This window comes from Neoalteromonas facilis, assembly GCF_002807665.1.
In the GTDB taxonomy this organism is placed as follows: domain Bacteria; phylum Pseudomonadota; class Gammaproteobacteria; order Enterobacterales; family Alteromonadaceae; genus Alteromonas_E; species Alteromonas_E facilis.
Genome location: NZ_PEAY01000002.1, coordinates 55,930 through 73,119, shown reverse-complemented (window position 1 = coordinate 73,119; position 17,190 = coordinate 55,930). Strand labels below are relative to the sequence as shown.

General features: G+C 46.3%; 13 protein-coding genes. 3 read left to right on the top strand and 10 right to left on the bottom strand.

Translation table 11 applies throughout. From position 1 onward, the window contains the following. Positions 1-7: 7 nt before the first annotated feature. From CSH93_RS06445 to CSH93_RS06400, 10 genes are all read right to left on the bottom strand, one after another. The gene (locus tag CSH93_RS06445; RefSeq protein ID WP_100642425.1) at positions 8-607 is read right to left on the bottom strand and encodes a cytochrome c oxidase assembly protein; all 600 of its coding nucleotides are present in this window, start codon (positions 605-607) and stop codon (positions 8-10) included. A 6-nt stretch (positions 608-613) separates the two neighbouring features. Beyond that, positions 614-2,221, bottom strand: a complete 1,608-nt coding sequence (gene ctaD / locus CSH93_RS06440) for a cytochrome c oxidase subunit I (protein WP_100642424.1) — start codon at positions 2,219-2,221, stop codon at positions 614-616. A gap of 9 nt (positions 2,222-2,230) precedes the next feature. Next, positions 2,231-3,388 (bottom strand): cytochrome c oxidase subunit II, encoded by a 1,158-nt coding sequence (gene coxB, locus CSH93_RS06435; RefSeq protein WP_100642423.1) that lies wholly within the window; start codon positions 3,386-3,388, stop codon positions 2,231-2,233. Positions 3,389-3,687: 299 nt separating this feature from the next. Beyond that, entirely contained in the window at positions 3,688-3,993 is a 306-nt protein-coding gene (locus tag CSH93_RS06430) for a DUF3240 family protein (RefSeq protein WP_100642422.1), read from the bottom strand. Next, a complete protein-coding gene (locus CSH93_RS06425) occupies positions 3,986-7,054 on the bottom strand; it encodes an efflux RND transporter permease subunit (RefSeq protein WP_100642421.1) in 3,069 nt (1,022 codons plus the stop codon). The genes CSH93_RS06430 and CSH93_RS06425 overlap by 8 nt, the downstream gene beginning before the upstream one ends. A 1-nt stretch (position 7,055) precedes the next feature. After that, positions 7,056-8,072, bottom strand: a complete 1,017-nt coding sequence (locus CSH93_RS06420) for an efflux RND transporter periplasmic adaptor subunit (protein WP_100642420.1) — start codon at positions 8,070-8,072, stop codon at positions 7,056-7,058. Beyond that, positions 8,069-9,283, bottom strand: a complete 1,215-nt coding sequence (locus CSH93_RS06415; protein ID WP_100642419.1) for a TolC family protein — start codon at positions 9,281-9,283, stop codon at positions 8,069-8,071. The genes CSH93_RS06420 and CSH93_RS06415 overlap by 4 nt, the downstream gene beginning before the upstream one ends. A 323-nt stretch (positions 9,284-9,606) precedes the next feature. Continuing rightward, positions 9,607-11,784: an adenylate/guanylate cyclase domain-containing protein gene (locus tag CSH93_RS06410; RefSeq protein WP_100642418.1), complete on the bottom strand. Its 2,178-nt coding sequence runs from the start codon at positions 11,782-11,784 to the stop codon at positions 9,607-9,609. A gap of 15 nt (positions 11,785-11,799) precedes the next feature. After that, positions 11,800-12,573, bottom strand: a complete 774-nt coding sequence (locus tag CSH93_RS06405; protein WP_100642417.1) for a hypothetical protein — start codon at positions 12,571-12,573, stop codon at positions 11,800-11,802. Beyond that, positions 12,563-13,867 (bottom strand): C1 family peptidase, encoded by a 1,305-nt coding sequence (locus CSH93_RS06400; protein WP_164078309.1) that lies wholly within the window; start codon positions 13,865-13,867, stop codon positions 12,563-12,565. The genes CSH93_RS06405 and CSH93_RS06400 overlap by 11 nt, the downstream gene beginning before the upstream one ends. Before the next feature lie 153 nt (positions 13,868-14,020). Here CSH93_RS06400 and CSH93_RS06395 point away from each other — a divergent pair, with 153 nt between their 5' ends. From CSH93_RS06395 to CSH93_RS06385, 3 genes are read left to right on the top strand one after another with little or no spacing between them, the layout of a single operon-like run. Next, complete coding sequence (locus tag CSH93_RS06395; protein ID WP_124748946.1) at positions 14,021-15,163, top strand: hypothetical protein; 1,143 nt, start codon at positions 14,021-14,023, stop codon at positions 15,161-15,163. Then, on the top strand, positions 15,153-16,226 hold the full coding sequence (locus CSH93_RS06390) for a hypothetical protein (RefSeq protein WP_100642414.1): 1,074 nt from the start codon (positions 15,153-15,155) through the stop codon (positions 16,224-16,226). The genes CSH93_RS06395 and CSH93_RS06390 overlap by 11 nt, the downstream gene beginning before the upstream one ends. A 29-nt stretch (positions 16,227-16,255) precedes the next feature. Continuing rightward, a complete protein-coding gene (locus tag CSH93_RS06385; protein WP_100642413.1) occupies positions 16,256-17,140 on the top strand; it encodes a hypothetical protein in 885 nt (294 codons plus the stop codon). Positions 17,141-17,190: the final 50 nt, after the last annotated feature.

The window sequence follows — 17,190 nt, the reverse complement described above, 5'->3', positions numbered from 1 at the left end:
TCTCCTTCTAGCTGTCAATCGCGGCTATATCATTATTGTTCTTAGCGACCGTTTCACCGGCCTTAGTTGCTGCCTCGGTAACGTCATACAATGTGTATTGCAGTGTGAAAAACGAAATGTCTTCCGGTAACTGCGGATCCACATAAAACTTCATCGGCATTAACGCTTCTTCACCAGAGGCAAGCGGCTGGTGATTGAAACAGAAACACTCGGTTTTATTTATATATAATGCGGCTGTGCCGGGCGATACTGACGGTATCGCCTGTGCAATAATGTCGCGACGGGCTGGGTTACGCACATAAAATTCAACGGTGTGCAATTCGCCCGGATTCACACGTATCCGTTTGGTACGTGCTTCAAATTCCCACGGCATCCCACTGTTTGTGCGAGTAAGAAATTCAACGGTTACCCAACGCGAGGTGTCTACCGTTACGGCTTCGTAAGTCGCTGCCTGATCTTCTGTTTTGCCGTTTATGCCAGTGATGTCACAAAACACCTCATACAGCGGCACTAACGCAAAACCAAATCCAAACATACCAATAACGATGCCGACTAGTTTTACCACTAGTCGACTATTCGCCTTGTTTGCCGCTGCTCGACTCACGATTGCCCCTTACTTCACTACAGGAGGCGTTTCAAACGTATGATAAGGCGCTGGTGACGGGATTTCCCATTCTAAGCCTTCTGCACCTTCCCATACTTGGTCAGATACTTTTTCGCCTTGCTTGCGACAAGCTTTTATTAACAACGCTAGGAAAATTAGCTGCGATAAACCAAACGCGAAACCACCGATACTGATCCACTTATTGAAATCGGCAAATTGCAACGCGTAGTCAGGTATACGACGTGGCATGCCCGCTAAGCCAACAAAGTGCATAGGGAAGAACAGTACATTTACTGAAATCAGTGAACACCAGAAATGCCACTTCGCCAATGTGATGTCGAACATGCGGCCTGTCCACTTAGGCAACCAATAGTAAACAGCTGCCATAATCGAAAACACTGCGCCCGTTACCAAGACGTAATGGAAGTGAGCTACTACGAAGTATGTATCATGGTATTGGAAATCCACTGGCGTAATCGCCAACATCAAGCCCGAGAAACCACCGATGGTAAACAGCACTACGAACGCAATTGCGAACAACATCGGAATTTCAAAGGTCATTGAACCGCGCCACATGGTCGCAACCCAGTTAAATACTTTTACCCCAGTAGGTACAGAAATCAGCATGGTTGCGAACATGAAGAACATCTCCGCCGCCACCGGCATCCCTGTAGTAAACATATGGTGAGCCCATACGATAAACGACAACAATGCGATGGACGCAGTTGCGTACACCATGGATGCGTAACCAAACAGCTTCTTACGTGAAAAGGTTGGGATGATTTGCGAGATAATACCGAATGCCGGCAAAATCATGATGTACACTTCAGGGTGCCCGAAGAACCAGAATATATGCTGGAATAGCACCGGATCACCACCACCAGCGGCATCAAAGAAGCTAGTGCCGAAGAACTTGTCTGTGAGCACCATGGTGACTGCACCGGCCAACACTGGCATAACCGCAATTAACAAGAATGCAGTGATTAGCCACGCCCACACGAACAATGGCATCTTCATCCAAGTCATACCTGGCGCACGCATGTTGAAGATGGTCACGATCACGTTGATAGCGCCCATAATTGAGCTGATACCCATAATGTGAACTGAGAATACGAACAGGGCAGTACTATCACTACTGTAGGTAGTTGATAGCGGAGCATAGAACGTCCAACCGAATGCCGGACCACCACCTTCAACAAACAATGAAGACAGTAAGATCAAAAATGCGAACGGTAGGATCCAAAAGCTCCAGTTGTTCATTCTAGGCAGAGCCATATCTGGCGCACCAATCATCATCGGCACTAACCAGTTCGCTAACCCGGTAAAAGCAGGCATAACGGCACCAAATACCATGATCAAACCGTGCACCGTGGTCATTTGGTTGAAAAAGTTCGGATCAACTATCTGCAAACCTGGCTGGAATAGCTCCGCGCGGATAACCATTGCCATGGCACCGCCGACAAGAAACATGATAAAGGCAAACCACAAATATAACGTGCCGATATCTTTATGGTTCGTCGTGTATAGCCACCGTCTTATGCCTGACGGGGGCGCATGATGATGGTCATCATGAGCGTGAGTGGCGTCGTGATCTAGATTTTCAGTTGCGGTACTCATCACTCTCTCCTATTGTCCAGTTGCAACAGCGTTAACATCTTTTGCCTGCACCATATCGCCAGTGTTATTACCCCAAGCATTACGCTCATAAGTAACAACGGCCGCAATTTCGGATAATGTTAACTGCTTACCAAATGCCTGCATCGCTGTACCGGTTTTACCGTTAAGTACAATGTCGATGTGACCAGGAATGTCGTTAAGTGCCATTGGGCTACCTTTAAGTGCAGGGAATACACCAGGCAAACCCTCACCATTCGGCATGTGGCACGCTGCACACGCAGCCATGTAAACACGCTCACCTTCCGCCATAAGCTCTTCCATAGACATGCTCATAGCCAGTAAACGTTGCTCTTCTTCACGCGCTTTGCGTTGTGTTTCTTCTTGTTCTGTTATCCAAGCTTGATAGTCAGCAGGCTCTTTTGCGATAACGACCACAGGCATGAAACCGTGGTCTTTACCACATAACTCTGCACACTGGCCGCGATAGACACCAGGCTCATTCACCATGGTCCAAGCTTCGTTAATAAACCCTGGGTTAGCATCCTTTTTCACGGCAAAATCTGGTACCCACCAAGAGTGGATAACATCATCAGAGGTGATCAGGAAGCGCACTTTCTGGCCTGTTGGGATGACGAGCGGACGATCCACTTCAAGCAAATAATTTTCGCCCTTTGAATAGCGATTGGTGATTTGATTCTGTGGCGTCGCTAACAATGAGAAATACTCAACCTCATTGTCCATATACTTATAATGCCACTTCCACTGAGAGCCAGTGACTAACACTGTCATGTCAGGCTCAGAAGTATCTTCCATCGCAATCAACGTTTTAGCCGCAGGGATCGCCATGCCAATCAAAATCAGGAAAGGCACTACTGTCCAGGCGATTTCAACTTTCACACTTTCATGGAAGTTAGCGGGTTTAACACCGCGTGATTTACGGTGTAAATACATTGAAATGAACATGACCCCAAATACGACTACCGCAATAGCCACACAGATCAAAAACATCAACATATGCAGGTCGTACACCTGATTACTGATGTCTGTGACCCCCTTGGTCAAATTCAATTGGTAGGGATCCCCCTTAGTGGCGGTTTCTGCTAATGCAACAGTCCCAGCCGATAATAACCCAAGCGTGGCGGCAGCCTTGTATAAGAGCGATCTCACTCAACACCTCCGTGGAAGTTCTTTTGTTCGATTTTTAAGCGCGAAAACGAGGTGTTTGGATACCGTTTTACCGATAGCTCCCACACCTTCTTGTAAATTGTCTTGGCGACTTTTGTTATTCTTATGTTAAGAAGTGTATAAGAATTACTCGGATAGGTAGTCTTAGTCTAGTGTTTTCTTAATTTTTTTTTAACAATTGATTGTTTTTTAAACTATTTGACGGAAGAGATAGATTATCGCCAATATAAATATTGGCGATGGTGTAAAAAAATAAAAGTAAACAGAAAAAGGTGGGAGAATTAGTCAATAAAGCCCGTCTGGATGATTGGTGTCACCCAATAACGCAATGGATGCTCACTGTGGATCTCAGCTAGTGCAGCTAAAATGCTTTGTAAGTCATCAACATGATGCATCACATCGATGCGCACCATTTTGCGGTAGCCTGCTACTTGCTCACGCAAATCGTATTTAGCATGGTCACAGCTAAAGCCATCAATGCTCGATATACTAAAACCAGAACATTTCGGCATGCCCATTAATGCATCCGTTGCACTGTCTCGGAGGGCTTGTTCAACAAACACGCTCAATAAAGAATGATCAGACATGATGACGACGCTCCACCAAATAATAGAATACGGGTAACAAATACAGCGTAATTAGCGTAGATGTTATAAGCCCACCGATGACCACTATGGCTAAAGGCTTTTGAATTTCCGCCCCCGGGCCGCTGGCAAATGCCAATGGCAACAAGCCAAAAATAGCGGTCGTTGCTGTCATCAAAATGGGGCGCAAACGATCCCCAGCGCCCGACGCAATACGAGAGACCAGTGTCCCTTTGAGGGCGCTAAGTTGCTTGAAGTGATCCACCATCACAACGCCATTCAACACGGCTACACCCAGTAACGCTATAAAGCCGATTGACGCGGGCACTGACACATATTGATTCGTTATCCATAGTGCGAGTACACCGCCCATCAGCGCGAATGGAACATTCGCCATGATCAGCGCAGCAATTTTTAGGTCTCCAAACAGCGCAAATAAGATAATAACAATCAATGCAATGACTACAGGAATAACCATCATTAAGTTGTTACTGGCGCGAATTTGATTCTCAAACTCACCGCCAAAGCTCAATGAATAATTTGCCGGTAGCGTCAATTGGGCAGCCACATTCGATTGCAAAGAGTCCACAAACGAAACTAAGTCCGTACCTTCTACATTCATGGCAACAACCGCGAATCGTGCGGCGTTCTCACGCTCAATGATCGAAGGCCCTTCCACTCTATCGATATCAGCAACGGCACCTAAGTTTACCACTTCACCATTTGGCAGCATCACAGGCGCTGCGCGCAACCCCTGTACCGCATTGATAGTAGACACGCCGGCTTGTTGATTCGAGAACATGATGGGCGTTATCACTCTGCCGTTGATAATATTACTGACCTCAATACCGGTAACCTGACTTTTAAGATAACGCGATAACTCACCGACACTTAAATTGAGCGCTTCAACCAAGTGTGCCTTAGGAACGATACGCAAATAGTCGCCGCCTTCAATCAATGTCATTTGCACATCAACGGCGCCTTCAGTGTTTCTAACAATGTCTGCAATGTCATGGGCTAAGGATGACAATGTTGCAATGTCGTCACCAAACACCTGAACACTCACAGTTCCAGTGCTCCCAGTCAGCATTTCAGACACACGCATTTGGATAGGCTGCGTAAAGCCAATGTTGATGCCTGGGAATCCAGCCAACACTTCTCGAATTGCGTCACTGAGCGCTTCTTTGCTGTCAAATCGCCAGGTGTCTCGCGGAGCGAGCTGCATAAACACATCGGTTTCATTCAGGCTCATAGGATCAAGCCCCAACTCATCAGAGCCGGTTCGGGCGACTACTTGCAGTACTTCTGGCACATTCTCGAGTATGGCTTTCTCGATTTGCTTATCCAACTCTAAAGAAGCCGCCAGAGCAATCGTCGGCGACTTTTCCAATTGCACAATAATGTCACCTTCGTCCAACGTGGGCATAAACGTCTTTCCCAGCTGGGTAAACACCAGCATGGTCAAAACGAGTGATACTGCACATACCGTAATGAGACTTTTCGGTGCTTTGAGTACTATTGCTAAGCTATGCTGATACGCTGCTTGTAGTTTTTGCAACAAAACGGGAGAGCGCGTATTACTCTGGCGAATAATTAACGACGCCAAAACCGGAATAAGGGTAAACGCCGTCACCAGCGCCGCTGACATTGCAAATACAATGGTTAACGCCACAGGACTAAACAGCTTACCTTCCAACCCGGTTAGCGTCAGTAGCGGAGAGAATACAACCAAGACAATCAATGTACCGGCGATGACCGGTGCAGCGACCATTTTTGTTGCGCGAAATATAATGTGTAAGCGAGGCAACGTGCTCGGTGTCGATAAGCGTGTAACAATGTTTTCGACCACCACAACGGACGCATCAACCAACATACCAATGGCAATCACGATGCCACCTAGACTCATTAAGTTAGCGGTTAGCCCAACCCATTCCATCAATAAAAATGTCAGCAATACGGCAACGGGGATCACGCATGCAACGACAAAGGAAGCCCCTAATCGCCCGAGGAATAGCGCCAATAGCACAATAACAATCACTACCGCTTGCCCCAATGCTGAGGTAATCGTGCCAACCGCTGTGTCGATCAATGTCTTACGGTTATAAAACACGTTTACTTCTGTACCACTCGGTAGGCCTGGTTTTATGTCTTCAAGCTTTGCTAGTACACCCTCAATGACCTCCGCGGTATTGGTATTTTTCAACGCAACGACCAAGCCTTGAGTAGCCTCTTCACCATTGTGGGTTACGCCGCCATAGCGGGTTAGACTGCCGTAGGAGAGGTCACCTAATTGCGTCAACGTAATTGGTATACCTTGGTCAAACGCAACAACAACCTCAGCAAGTTCTTCAATGCCATTGACCCTGCCCTGCGTGCGCACAATAAGTGAGTCATTACCAACATCAATACGCCCAACACTACCATTGATGTTTCGTGCCTGAAGCGCTTCTGCTATCTGACCTAGTGTTACTTCAATTCGAGCCATTGCAGCAAGATTGGGGGTAAATTGAATGGTGCGCGTGAACCCTCCCAACACATTCACATCAGCAACCCCGGCAACCGTGCGCAACGCTGGCCGGATCTGCCAATCAATAATATGTTTGCGCTCTGAAAGGGACAGTTGTGGATTGTCCACCGTAAACATGAACATTTCGCTCAGCGGCGTACTCATGGGGGCCACACCACCAGTGGCAACACTGGGCAATGTCGCCCAAAGGCTATTTAAGCGTTCAGCAACTTGTTGTCTTGCCCAATAAATATCTGTGCCATCTTCAAAATCCAGCGTAATGGATGCTATCGCGTACTTTGTGGTTGAGCGTAAAATACTTTGATTGGGTATGCCCAGCAATTCAGTTTCAATCGGCTGGGTTATTTGGGCTTCAATTTCTTCTGCCGTCATTCCCGATGCTTGGATAATGATATTGACCTGTGTCGGTGAAATATCAGGGAATGCATCAATTGGCAGGCGCTGCCATGCAGTAAACCCCGCCACAAGCCCAATCAAAAAGACAATTAGAACAAACAGGCGCTGGGTAAGGGCCAACTGGATCAATCGTGAAATCACGTTATTCGCCTCCCATACCCATCAATATGCCCTGCAATGCACTGACTGAACTGGACAACACGCGAGCGTTTACCAGTAAAGGCTGGGCTTCGATATACATGTTGGTTGCATCACTGCGTGCACGCACCGATACGGCTACCGGCGTTAAGATTGTACCCTCGAGTTTGGCAACATACGTATTGCCTTCGAACATATAGATAGACGCCTTAGGGATACGCATAATAGGTTGTTCGACGACCGGCGTTAGTTCAACACTTTGCCCAAGGGTAAAACCGCAATCATCATTCAACGGCTGAGACCATATATCTGCAGTAACACCTGAGGCATTTGCGCTGAAACTGTCCACATCAACAACACAATTGCCAAAACGTAATGCACTCACCTTACTAGCAGCACTAATTGGCACATTCGCATTGGCGCGAGCCTGAGCTAGAGGTACCAATTTAGCTAGCACGACCCCGTCTTCAGCATTGCTAATAGGGGTATGACGCAGCAATCCTGCAATAGGTGAAAGTAAATACATTTCTTCATAGGAATCGGTGAACTCCACCCACTCAGCAAAGTGTTCGAGGTGGCCGAGCATGAGCTTCTGCTCAAAGTAATAGGCCATGATCTGCTGCCAGCGTTCCTGACTTATGGCTTGCTGTTTAAACAGTGCCTGATTCTTGTTATAGCGCTGTTCGGCTTGCGACACGATCAAACGCTGGGCATCGAGACGCTCCCTAAAATGATGAACCTCACTTCCGATCAAATGTGCAATGCGCTGGCCCGCTGTCACCGCGCCCCCATCGCCTACTAGATATATGCGCTGCTGAGGATTGATGGGTGCGGTGAGAGAATAAATGTCCCCTTCGCGCACTCGTATTTGGCCCGATATTGCCGTGATGGGATACTCGTCTAACGATTCCACCTGCGTATAGGTCAGTTCGAAATTTCCCAGAGCCGACTCATTGATTGACGTTTGTGCTACGCCGACAAAGCTAACCAACCACAACATACCGATAAAGAGTGTTCTCATAATTGAATTCCTAAGATTTGGTTGATTTTTGCTTGCTGTTGATGGGCCGATAACGCCAATCTATCAAGCGCTTGGCGCAGATCCATTTGGCGCAAACGCTCCTGCAACCAGGCGCTTTGTTCAAGCTCACTGGTTTTCTGTAGTTGATCTAAACGCGATATAACGTCTTCACCCAGCGCTACCTGCTCTTCTAGCAGCGCCAGTTGTTGCTTCAGTATTGCCATTTCAGCATTTGCCGCATCATGCTGTTGTTGGTATGCAAGACGTTGTTCGATCCAATTGTTTTGTAATGACTGTCGCGCCAACTCCCACTCCGCGCTGGTCACAACATCAACGCTGCCGCCAATAGATAAAGGAACCCCAACAGTCAGACCTATTTGCTTTTCATCAAAGCCTGAGGTCTTAAGCTGCTTTACAATAAAGCCCACTTGCCACGGTGCGGCGGACGCTTTTGACAGATCAAAGGCTTTTTGCCCGAGCTGGTACTGCAATGTAGCGATGTGCAACTCTGGTGGTAAAGGTAAACGGGCCGGTTCGACCACAGCCTCTATCGGATTGGTAGGTAGTGTTTCGGTGCCTAAAATATCTTTATATTGCTTGGTAATGGCTTGAACATTTGCCTGAGCGGTCAGCAAATCGCTGCGAATTTGTAGGCGTTGTTGCTGCCATTGCAACAACGTAAACCTTGAAGCCTCTTCAGCGTTGACGCGCCGCGTAAGATCATCCCCAAAACGTTCAATCCAGGCTAATTTTTGGTTGAGTGCCGCAACTTCACTCTCTGCCGCAAGCCGTTCCCACACCAAGCGGCGCACTAACCCCGCATAAAATAGTTGGGATTTTTGCTCCATCGCGGCTTGTAGACTTTGGGTTATCTCTGATACATCCGCATTCAACTGCATTGCAGTTGGATTGTTAATTTCAGCACGTAAAGCTAACTCAAGTTCATCACTACCCTCAGACTGGTCCGAACGTAAGGCAGTAAAGTCTAACGTCAAAGGCGATGCCAACCATTTTCGAACGCTTGAAGATGGATAAGAGGTCGGTGCATCATCACCATACAGCTCAGTTAAGCGCTCCTGCGCTAACATCTGTAATTCAGACATGGTGACCTGATCACTCGCTAATACTTGCCCATTTATAAGTAAGCTAAGGCCCAGCAGCATCGATAGTTTACGCACAACAACAAATCGACAAGAGGTTTGATTTTGCATGTGAATATGTCGGCAGTTATAAAACGCCAGTGTGCCCTTTAGCTCTCTATACAACATTAGACATATGTCTAAAGGGAACTTAACTCGTTGTTTTAGTGCTATTTTTAGGCGGCTAAAATTTAGCAATATCTTTTAGCTTTTTTAGGCGAAGCGCGGTTTATCTTTTTGAATGGGTAGTGCGGAGGCTCGAAACATGACCACCTATGGGTACACAACTGACGCCATTCTGAAACAATTATGCAGTATCAACGAATTCAGCCGTCGACTTTGATTCACCAAGTAGACAACGGCCCGTGGCCATGCAATCGATTCAGTAAACTTGGTTACTTCGAGGTCAACACAAAAACGCCGCGTTGAACTTCAAGAAGGCCTTGTTTGATCCACTCGGTCACCGTCACCTTATCGATTTTCTCAAATGCTGCAAGCAGTTCAACGTCAGGTTCTTTTCCTCGTTCGATGTCGGCGATCCAGCCCTGCCAATTGTCTATGGCTTGTTCAGAAAAACGTTCATCTGAGGCTTCTCCCATAGCAAAGAGCGTCACCGGCAGAGGCCTACCTTTTACTTCAGCGGTAACTAACTTGCGAGTTTTAAGTCCAAGCTCGTGTGCAACGCTCTGTAACTCCTCAGTAATAATAATTTCAGTGTTAAAGTGACGAGTTAACGCTTCAATTCGACTGGCTAAATTGAGCGGGTCGCCCAAACAGCTGAACTTCTGAACACCACTGTGTGGCCCTAGATTACCCATGACTATCTCGCCGGTAGTCACGCCAATTCCAGCGCCTATAAACGCTGATATTTTTTGCAATTTTGATTTTGGAATGGCGGCATTGATATCAAGCGTTTCTAGCGCGTCAAAAAACGCCTTCTGTTTCGCGGCTAGTTCAATAGCGCCCAAAAGACAGTGCCTCTTTTGCTCTTCAAACTCATAACCAGCGGTGTCTGGCCAGTAGTACACCACCATATCGCCAACGTAAGCCTCCAACCAACCGTGATATTGGTTTTGCAACATGAGCGTTGTGTCTTCGAAATAGCGATTAATCAGATCAAAGACAAATTCAGGCTTTTCTAATTCCGTTGTGATTGTGGTGTATTGGCGCAAGTCGCTCATTAATACTGCGGCTTGGTGGCGTTGATTGGTAAAATCTTTTTTTATCGAAGCATCGGCAAGTAGGCCGCGAACCGGCGGTGGTAGGTAGCGCGCCACCAACTTACTTTGTTGTGTTCCTTGAGTAATATGGGCCAGCAATAACGCAAAACAACCGGTCATGCTGGTTATTGTAGTAGCAACAACGGGCCATAGGTGCATGGGAGTAAAAACAAAGCACAAGGCAATGACAATCAATGTACAAATTAATGGCACTATCAGCGCAACAGATGCTTTTAACATAGCTGCGCTGGCAACCGTGCAAATCGCCGTTAATAAAAACACAATATTTCTAAGTATAAAATTGGGGCGCGATGGATGATCACCATTTAGATGCGTTTCAAGGCTATCGCCAATAAATTGCGGACCATGCAGTAACTCTCGCGGTGAGCCAATTGCGTTGGACATAGGGGTAAGCAGTAAATCCGAGGCTTCCTCTGGCTGGCTCAGCTGAAGGATGACGATGCGATCTTCTACAAACGGACGGATATCATTCAATCGTTCGTCTGTGACGCAGCCCGCTAACTGACTTAACGGCAATATTGGAATATCGCCGCCGATGGCGGTTGTCCGAATGGGTTCTGAAAAACGCGTACGTTTGCAGGCTGTTTGTCCACAACGTTCAACATCCAACGTGGCAGTTTTGGCCTCTTCGCCCAGAAATTGAAGGTGCTTCTCACTGAGTTTATATACCACTGAATCAGGATTAATATTCATCCATCGGTTCAATCCGGGCAGGAGCAAATTATCTTTGGGCTCTATAGTCACTTCAGCAAATAGACGTTCCTGTAGCTTTTGGTTTGTCGATAGTTCAATAAAATCTGCAGGGATTAACTGTTCGCCGAAGTAGGCTTGTAAAAGGAGCGCCACTTCCAAACTGCTTTGTTGCAAAAAACTTGGGTTGGCAATGTAAAAGCGTTCAAACTGGGCTGTCGTCAAATCTGCGAAAACCGCTCGATTCGGTGAGTCATCCCATTGTATTTGATGAGGAAAGCCAGCGTCGCGATAGGTTGATACACAGTTTGCAAAATAAAGGTTATTAGTTGGCTCATACAGCCGTGCATCCAAAAATACTGTGGTCGCGCCAAGCTCGAACAGTCGTTTTGTTGCCAACGCAAATAAGCCTAGTGCCTGTCTGCGCCCGACGTAGCCAGGTATTTGGCTGTCTAAAGCGACAATCGCGGTATCCTGCCAGTGCGTTCTTTTATGATGGACTAATGCGGCATCGTGAAAAATATCATCAAGCCGTGTATCGAGAAGATGGTCAGCAATATTCCCAATAACAACCGCAATCACTATTGCACTTAGCCATACTTTCCAAGACCGGATGGGTAGCTCATGCTTTAGTGAAACCATTGTCAGGTCAATTCACTATTGGTTGAATGTATAGGTTAACGGTTCATACCCAAATCGAATCATAGGAAACTTCCAAGATTGAATGGATGACTGAACGCATTTGGCATATGGCATCTCACCATCAGGCGTCGCATGTTCACCTTCTTTTACGATAGTAACATTTTGAGTATTGCCGCCTTTATTTACAGTAAAAGCGACTGCACCTTTAACATGTTGTTTGCCATGTATTGCCTTGCATAAGTCGATCGATGCGGAATAATCTTTAAACACTTGCTGAGCAGTTGCACGCCAGTCCAATCCATTTGAAGAACGAAGGTTGACTGCGGTTTGCTGTTTTTTCCAGGCTTCATATTGAACTTCAGAAGGGTCCTTCACGATTAATCGACAGACAAACTGCGGCGCTTGAAGAGACGGACACGCAAGTACAGTGTCTTGCCATTCTGTACATGACTGGGAAGCTTTAACTTCAAACCAAGGGCGTGAAGCCAATTCGAACGATATGGTTACCGGATCTGAACTTCGGTTCTGGCAAATAAAATCATAGTATTCGCTCTCTTCACCGTTACTTCTCGCCCAGAGTAATCCATTCGGCGATAACGATAATCCTTCTCCCTGCTTAAGCGTTTCCACGCTCTCCGTAATGCCCTTACTGCGCTGGCTTAAAACCGTAAACTCTACTGTCGCACTAACGCTAGCGCAGTAGCATAGTAAAACGAGAGCGAGCGTTAGCGTAGTTGTTCGTCCGTGCAAAAAAGTAATTGGCTGTCGTAACATCGCGTTATAAGCCATAGCTGACCTTAAACCTGTCAGTTAATACTGCAGAGGCGATGGCGTCATAACCTATTTTATTGCGGTCGAGCCACTTTTCGGTCAAACAACCAAAGCCACCCACACCCCAACCATCACCCCAGCTATTGGCAGTAACCGCGCAAAAACGTCCTTCGTTCAATTCGGCGGGAAGGCGAATTAAACCAACTAAAAGGAGTGCGTGCCCGCCAGCATGGCTGTCGGTGTTACCTGAATAGCGCCCAATATTGGACACTGTAACGAGTGAGTCTTCATAAAAGTTATCGGTAAGTCTCATGCCAGCCATGACCGGGTAGTTTGACTGAATTGCTTCTAAGACTTGCGGTTTGCTTAAACCATCATAAATTTTTCCTGCACGGATCCCGGGAACAAAACGACAAGCGAGCGGCGTGTGTGTTTCGTTTTTAGGGTTCGTCGAGATGTCATAGGGGCAGTGTACTTCGGTTAAAACCCCGACTTTATTGCGCTTACTATTTTCTAAACCATTGGTGAACCAGGAGCCACTTTGCTCATCGGTGCAGGGAGTTTGTTGGCAGTCTTCTTTACTCAACCAATAAAAATGCTGCTCTGACAAATTAACCTTAATATCACTCTGCAACAGAACAGTTTCCATTGCTCGCACCCCGGTAAATGCAGCGCAGGTACCTCGACCGGCCTGATTTTGAATGGGAACATCTAACGCTCTAGGAATGAGATAGAAATCGCCTGGCTTCATGTTATCAAGCGATATCGGCCTGCTAGATTGCAATGCATTGCCTAACTTTGGTTTTTGCTGTGCCGCTGCGCGAATATCAATGGTCCCTTGTTTATAGGTCTCTTTGTTTTTTTGAAATTCTTCTTTTGCTTTTTGCCAACGTGCGACCGTTTCTTGATACTCCTGCTCCCATGCCGAACGTGTATCATTGAATTCATCTTCCATCGCTTTTTTGGCATCTTCAAAGCTCATGTCAGAATCAAAAAAACCATCTTCATCAAAGAAGTCATCATCTCCCTTGTTATCTGGCGCTGGTTCTGGATTGGGTTCTGGTTCAGGCTCAGGCTTAGGTTGTGGATTAGGAGAGGGTGAAGGACTCGGCGGGTAATACTCGTCAGGCAGTGACATACCCATATCAGACAACAGTTTGCGCATCACATGTAACGAATACTCAGAGTGTTGCGTCTGTGCTTGCGGAGGCTGGCTTGAGACTTCATTGGCCAGCACTGGACCGCCCATCAAAACGATTGAAAGCGCACTAAATGAAATCCAGCAAAGACCTGTAGAGTTATGAGTTTTCATGGGATCTTCTATGCTATACGGCGCAATTTGTGGCCTTTCAACGGTACATAAAATGTACTATAGTTTATTCACGATATCCAATCACACTAGCAATGGATTATGCTCTTCATCCGGGTGAACCACATTTGCCGTCAATATCATTGCTCAGTGCTCATGAGAGGATTTGTCTCCTTATTGATACTGGCTAGCTCATTTGTTCAGGCCGCCGACTCACCTTCATTGCGTTCGACCGAAGTATTCTTCGCTGGCGTGTCGTATTTGGGTGATTATGCTGAAATGGATGCGCAATTTCCGCATGCGATTGCCTTAAATCAGGGGCAGCAAACTTCAGCAACGCTGGATCAATCGTTTCTTGTTGCATTGACAGAAGCTACGCCACGCCACTTTAAACTCAATACTGGGTTGGCCAATTTACGTCGTTCGCAATCTTTAGTGCTTAGTCTTGCCATTGAACAAGAACGGATCAGCGAAGAAATTATCGGTGACAAACGTAAGCTAATCTTTGAAGTAGGCGCTCAAATTCTGTTTATGGATTTTCAGAAAATGAGTTTGGTCACCAACTTTCCCATTGAAATGGCAATAAACCATGTAGTTCCCGTTTCTCAGAGGGCAGATGAGATTGCTCAAGCGATATTTAAGCGTTTGTATTTAGGAGATGAACAAAATTCCGGCTTGATCCAGCGCGCAGCAAGTATGATTCAGACGGTTTCACCAACAGCAGTGCAAAAACTGCGCTTTCAAGTGAGCAATGTAGAGTTCAGTGATAATGCCCGAAGCTATCTACCCGAAACCATAAGTGAGACTCGAACGGCACAATTTTTAGGACAATATTTTACGGCACGTTTGTCTAAACACTATGACTTACCGGTGTTGCCTTTTACACGCGGCTACGCCATTGGTAATAAAATGGCCGGCAGGTTCGCAAACGGCGATATCTACACGTTAGACGTCCCTGCGCCCGACTACGATTTCAGCATCTCGGTGCTCGATTTTAAAAAATCACCCTATAATAAACAATGGCTATACGCCGCTCGCTTAGGGTTTGTATTCCAACATAGTGCGAATAAAAAAAGTTATATCGACGGCAAATACCACTACGCAGTCGGTAAATTGATATCTAAAAATCATCAGAAAATTGATGAATGGGCTGCCTATGAAGATGCTCTGGAAATGTTACTCAGCGAATTGATAGAGCAACTGTCTGAGCCTACGTCCTCTTGGCATAAACAACATTCATCTAGCAAATCGAGCTACCGCGATTTCAACCAGAAAAAGGAGATATTCCGTGAGTCGTAACCCTATTCTTCGGTGTTGCCTATTACTTATCATGATGATGACAAGTATAAGTACCGCCTTTGCGATTGAATACACAGCATCTGGCCGAGTAACTTATAGCGGATGGAGCTTAGATAAAGACGAGAGACGTGAAGCGCAGCGGACCGCGATGATTAACGTCATCGAAAGCTACATCTCACAACAGCAGCCGGCGCATTATAAAAACTATCAGCAGGTAAAAGCTCAAATTGATGCCGATATTGAGGCTTATATCTTGGATTTTGTCATTACCGATGATAATCAAGATAAAGACAGTAAAATCTATGAAGTGTCGTTGCGCGCGAGTATTAACGAGCCAAAGTTAATGGCGATGCTATTAAGTAGTGTAGAACGAGACCCAAATGCCGAACCTCCCTACCTGACATTTGTGTTCGTTGCCAGAGAAGTGGCGGGGCGCCAAGAAAGAGAGAGCAAATCAACCTCTCAAACCAAGTCTAAAGAACAGGGAATCGGACAAGACAGTTCAGATAATACAGCCCAGCGTTCAAAGTCTCAGACACAAACTATCGAAATCGACAGCCAAGAGACTGATTACAGTGATGTGCTTTTGTATCGAGCGTCAACAGCAAACGAAATTGACGTTGCCATGGGCAATGTATTTAGCCTTGCTGATTACCTCGTGATTGATGCCGCTCTGCTGGAAGAAGAAACTAATTTCCTGCTCAGCGTTAACGATTTTATAAGTGACTATGAGGCCGGTAATGATCTGTCGCCATCGACCAAAAGTAACGCGTTAAAAGGATTACGTAATTTGCAAGATCCTATTGATTACTTAGCGATAGGTACATTGGATATTGACGAACAGCAACAGGACCCTCAAACCGGGAAATATCGAATTGGCGTATCGGTGACGGGCCAAGTGCTGTCTATCAAGCGACGAGGTGCGGCGATGGCCAAAGTTGGGCCCGTTCAATACTCGGCTGAAGGCGACACCATAACCATGGCGAAAAATAACGCATTAAAACTGGCGGCCGAGGAGGCTGCCCAAGAACTGGTTGCTATTCTCAGTAGCAAGAATATTTAATCAAGAAGCAATCGCATAAGGAATTTCACATGTTTACAACACCTAAATCCTCGGCTGGTTATCTATTGGTTTTTTCATTGTTATGGTTGTCAGGTTGTGCTTCCACTGGTGGCGACGATGATAGTGGTTTGCTGGGTAATTTTGGCAATATGCTAAGTAGCAATGATGATGAGAAGCCCCTGTGGGCAAATGAGCCATTAGTGACGCAAACTATGTGTGATTCCTTTACATTAGAAAACATCACTAGTTTTACCAATACCTACGCGAGAAATGAGCAACTCAATGCGGGCAGCAGTGCTGAGCAAGCAGGAAAGCAGGCTATGGATACCTACTCTTTAGCAGCAGTATTGGTAAATAGAGCGCAGCTTTGCATGGCCGAAGCTCTTGAACTAAAAGATGTCACAGACACCTTGTTATTAGAGCGCGAAATACTCACAAGTGGCACCAGTATGAGTGAGAAAGAAATTGAGAAACACCGTGAGTACTCTGCCTCTGCTAGTACTGAAATTATGAGTTACTCCAATCAGATCGATTCGATTACACCGGAACAGAGAAAGCTCTTTTTGTTGGGTATAACCACTTATCTAACAGGTTCCTATACCACCGCTAAAATTGAAGATGCTGTCGCCACGTACACCGAAAAAGCGTCAGACTCACTGCAACGAAGTACTCAAGCAGCGAGCAATTCAACTAACAAAGTGGCCGGCTGGTTAAATGCTGCTGTAGAGGTTTTCAATACCTCAGCCTCGGGAGGAAGTCGCCTTTACAGCATTGGCTCAGGTTTAGTGCCACATTTGCAGAAGTTATATGAAACAGGCGAATACCTAATCGAATATGCGAGCGAAAACGACATAGAACTGCCTGATAATGCAACGACTGAGTTTTTAGCACTAGGCGGATGGAATGACGCTTAATCGAGCAACTCTATGGCGCTGCCTTTCCACTAATTTGGGTCAACACGCTG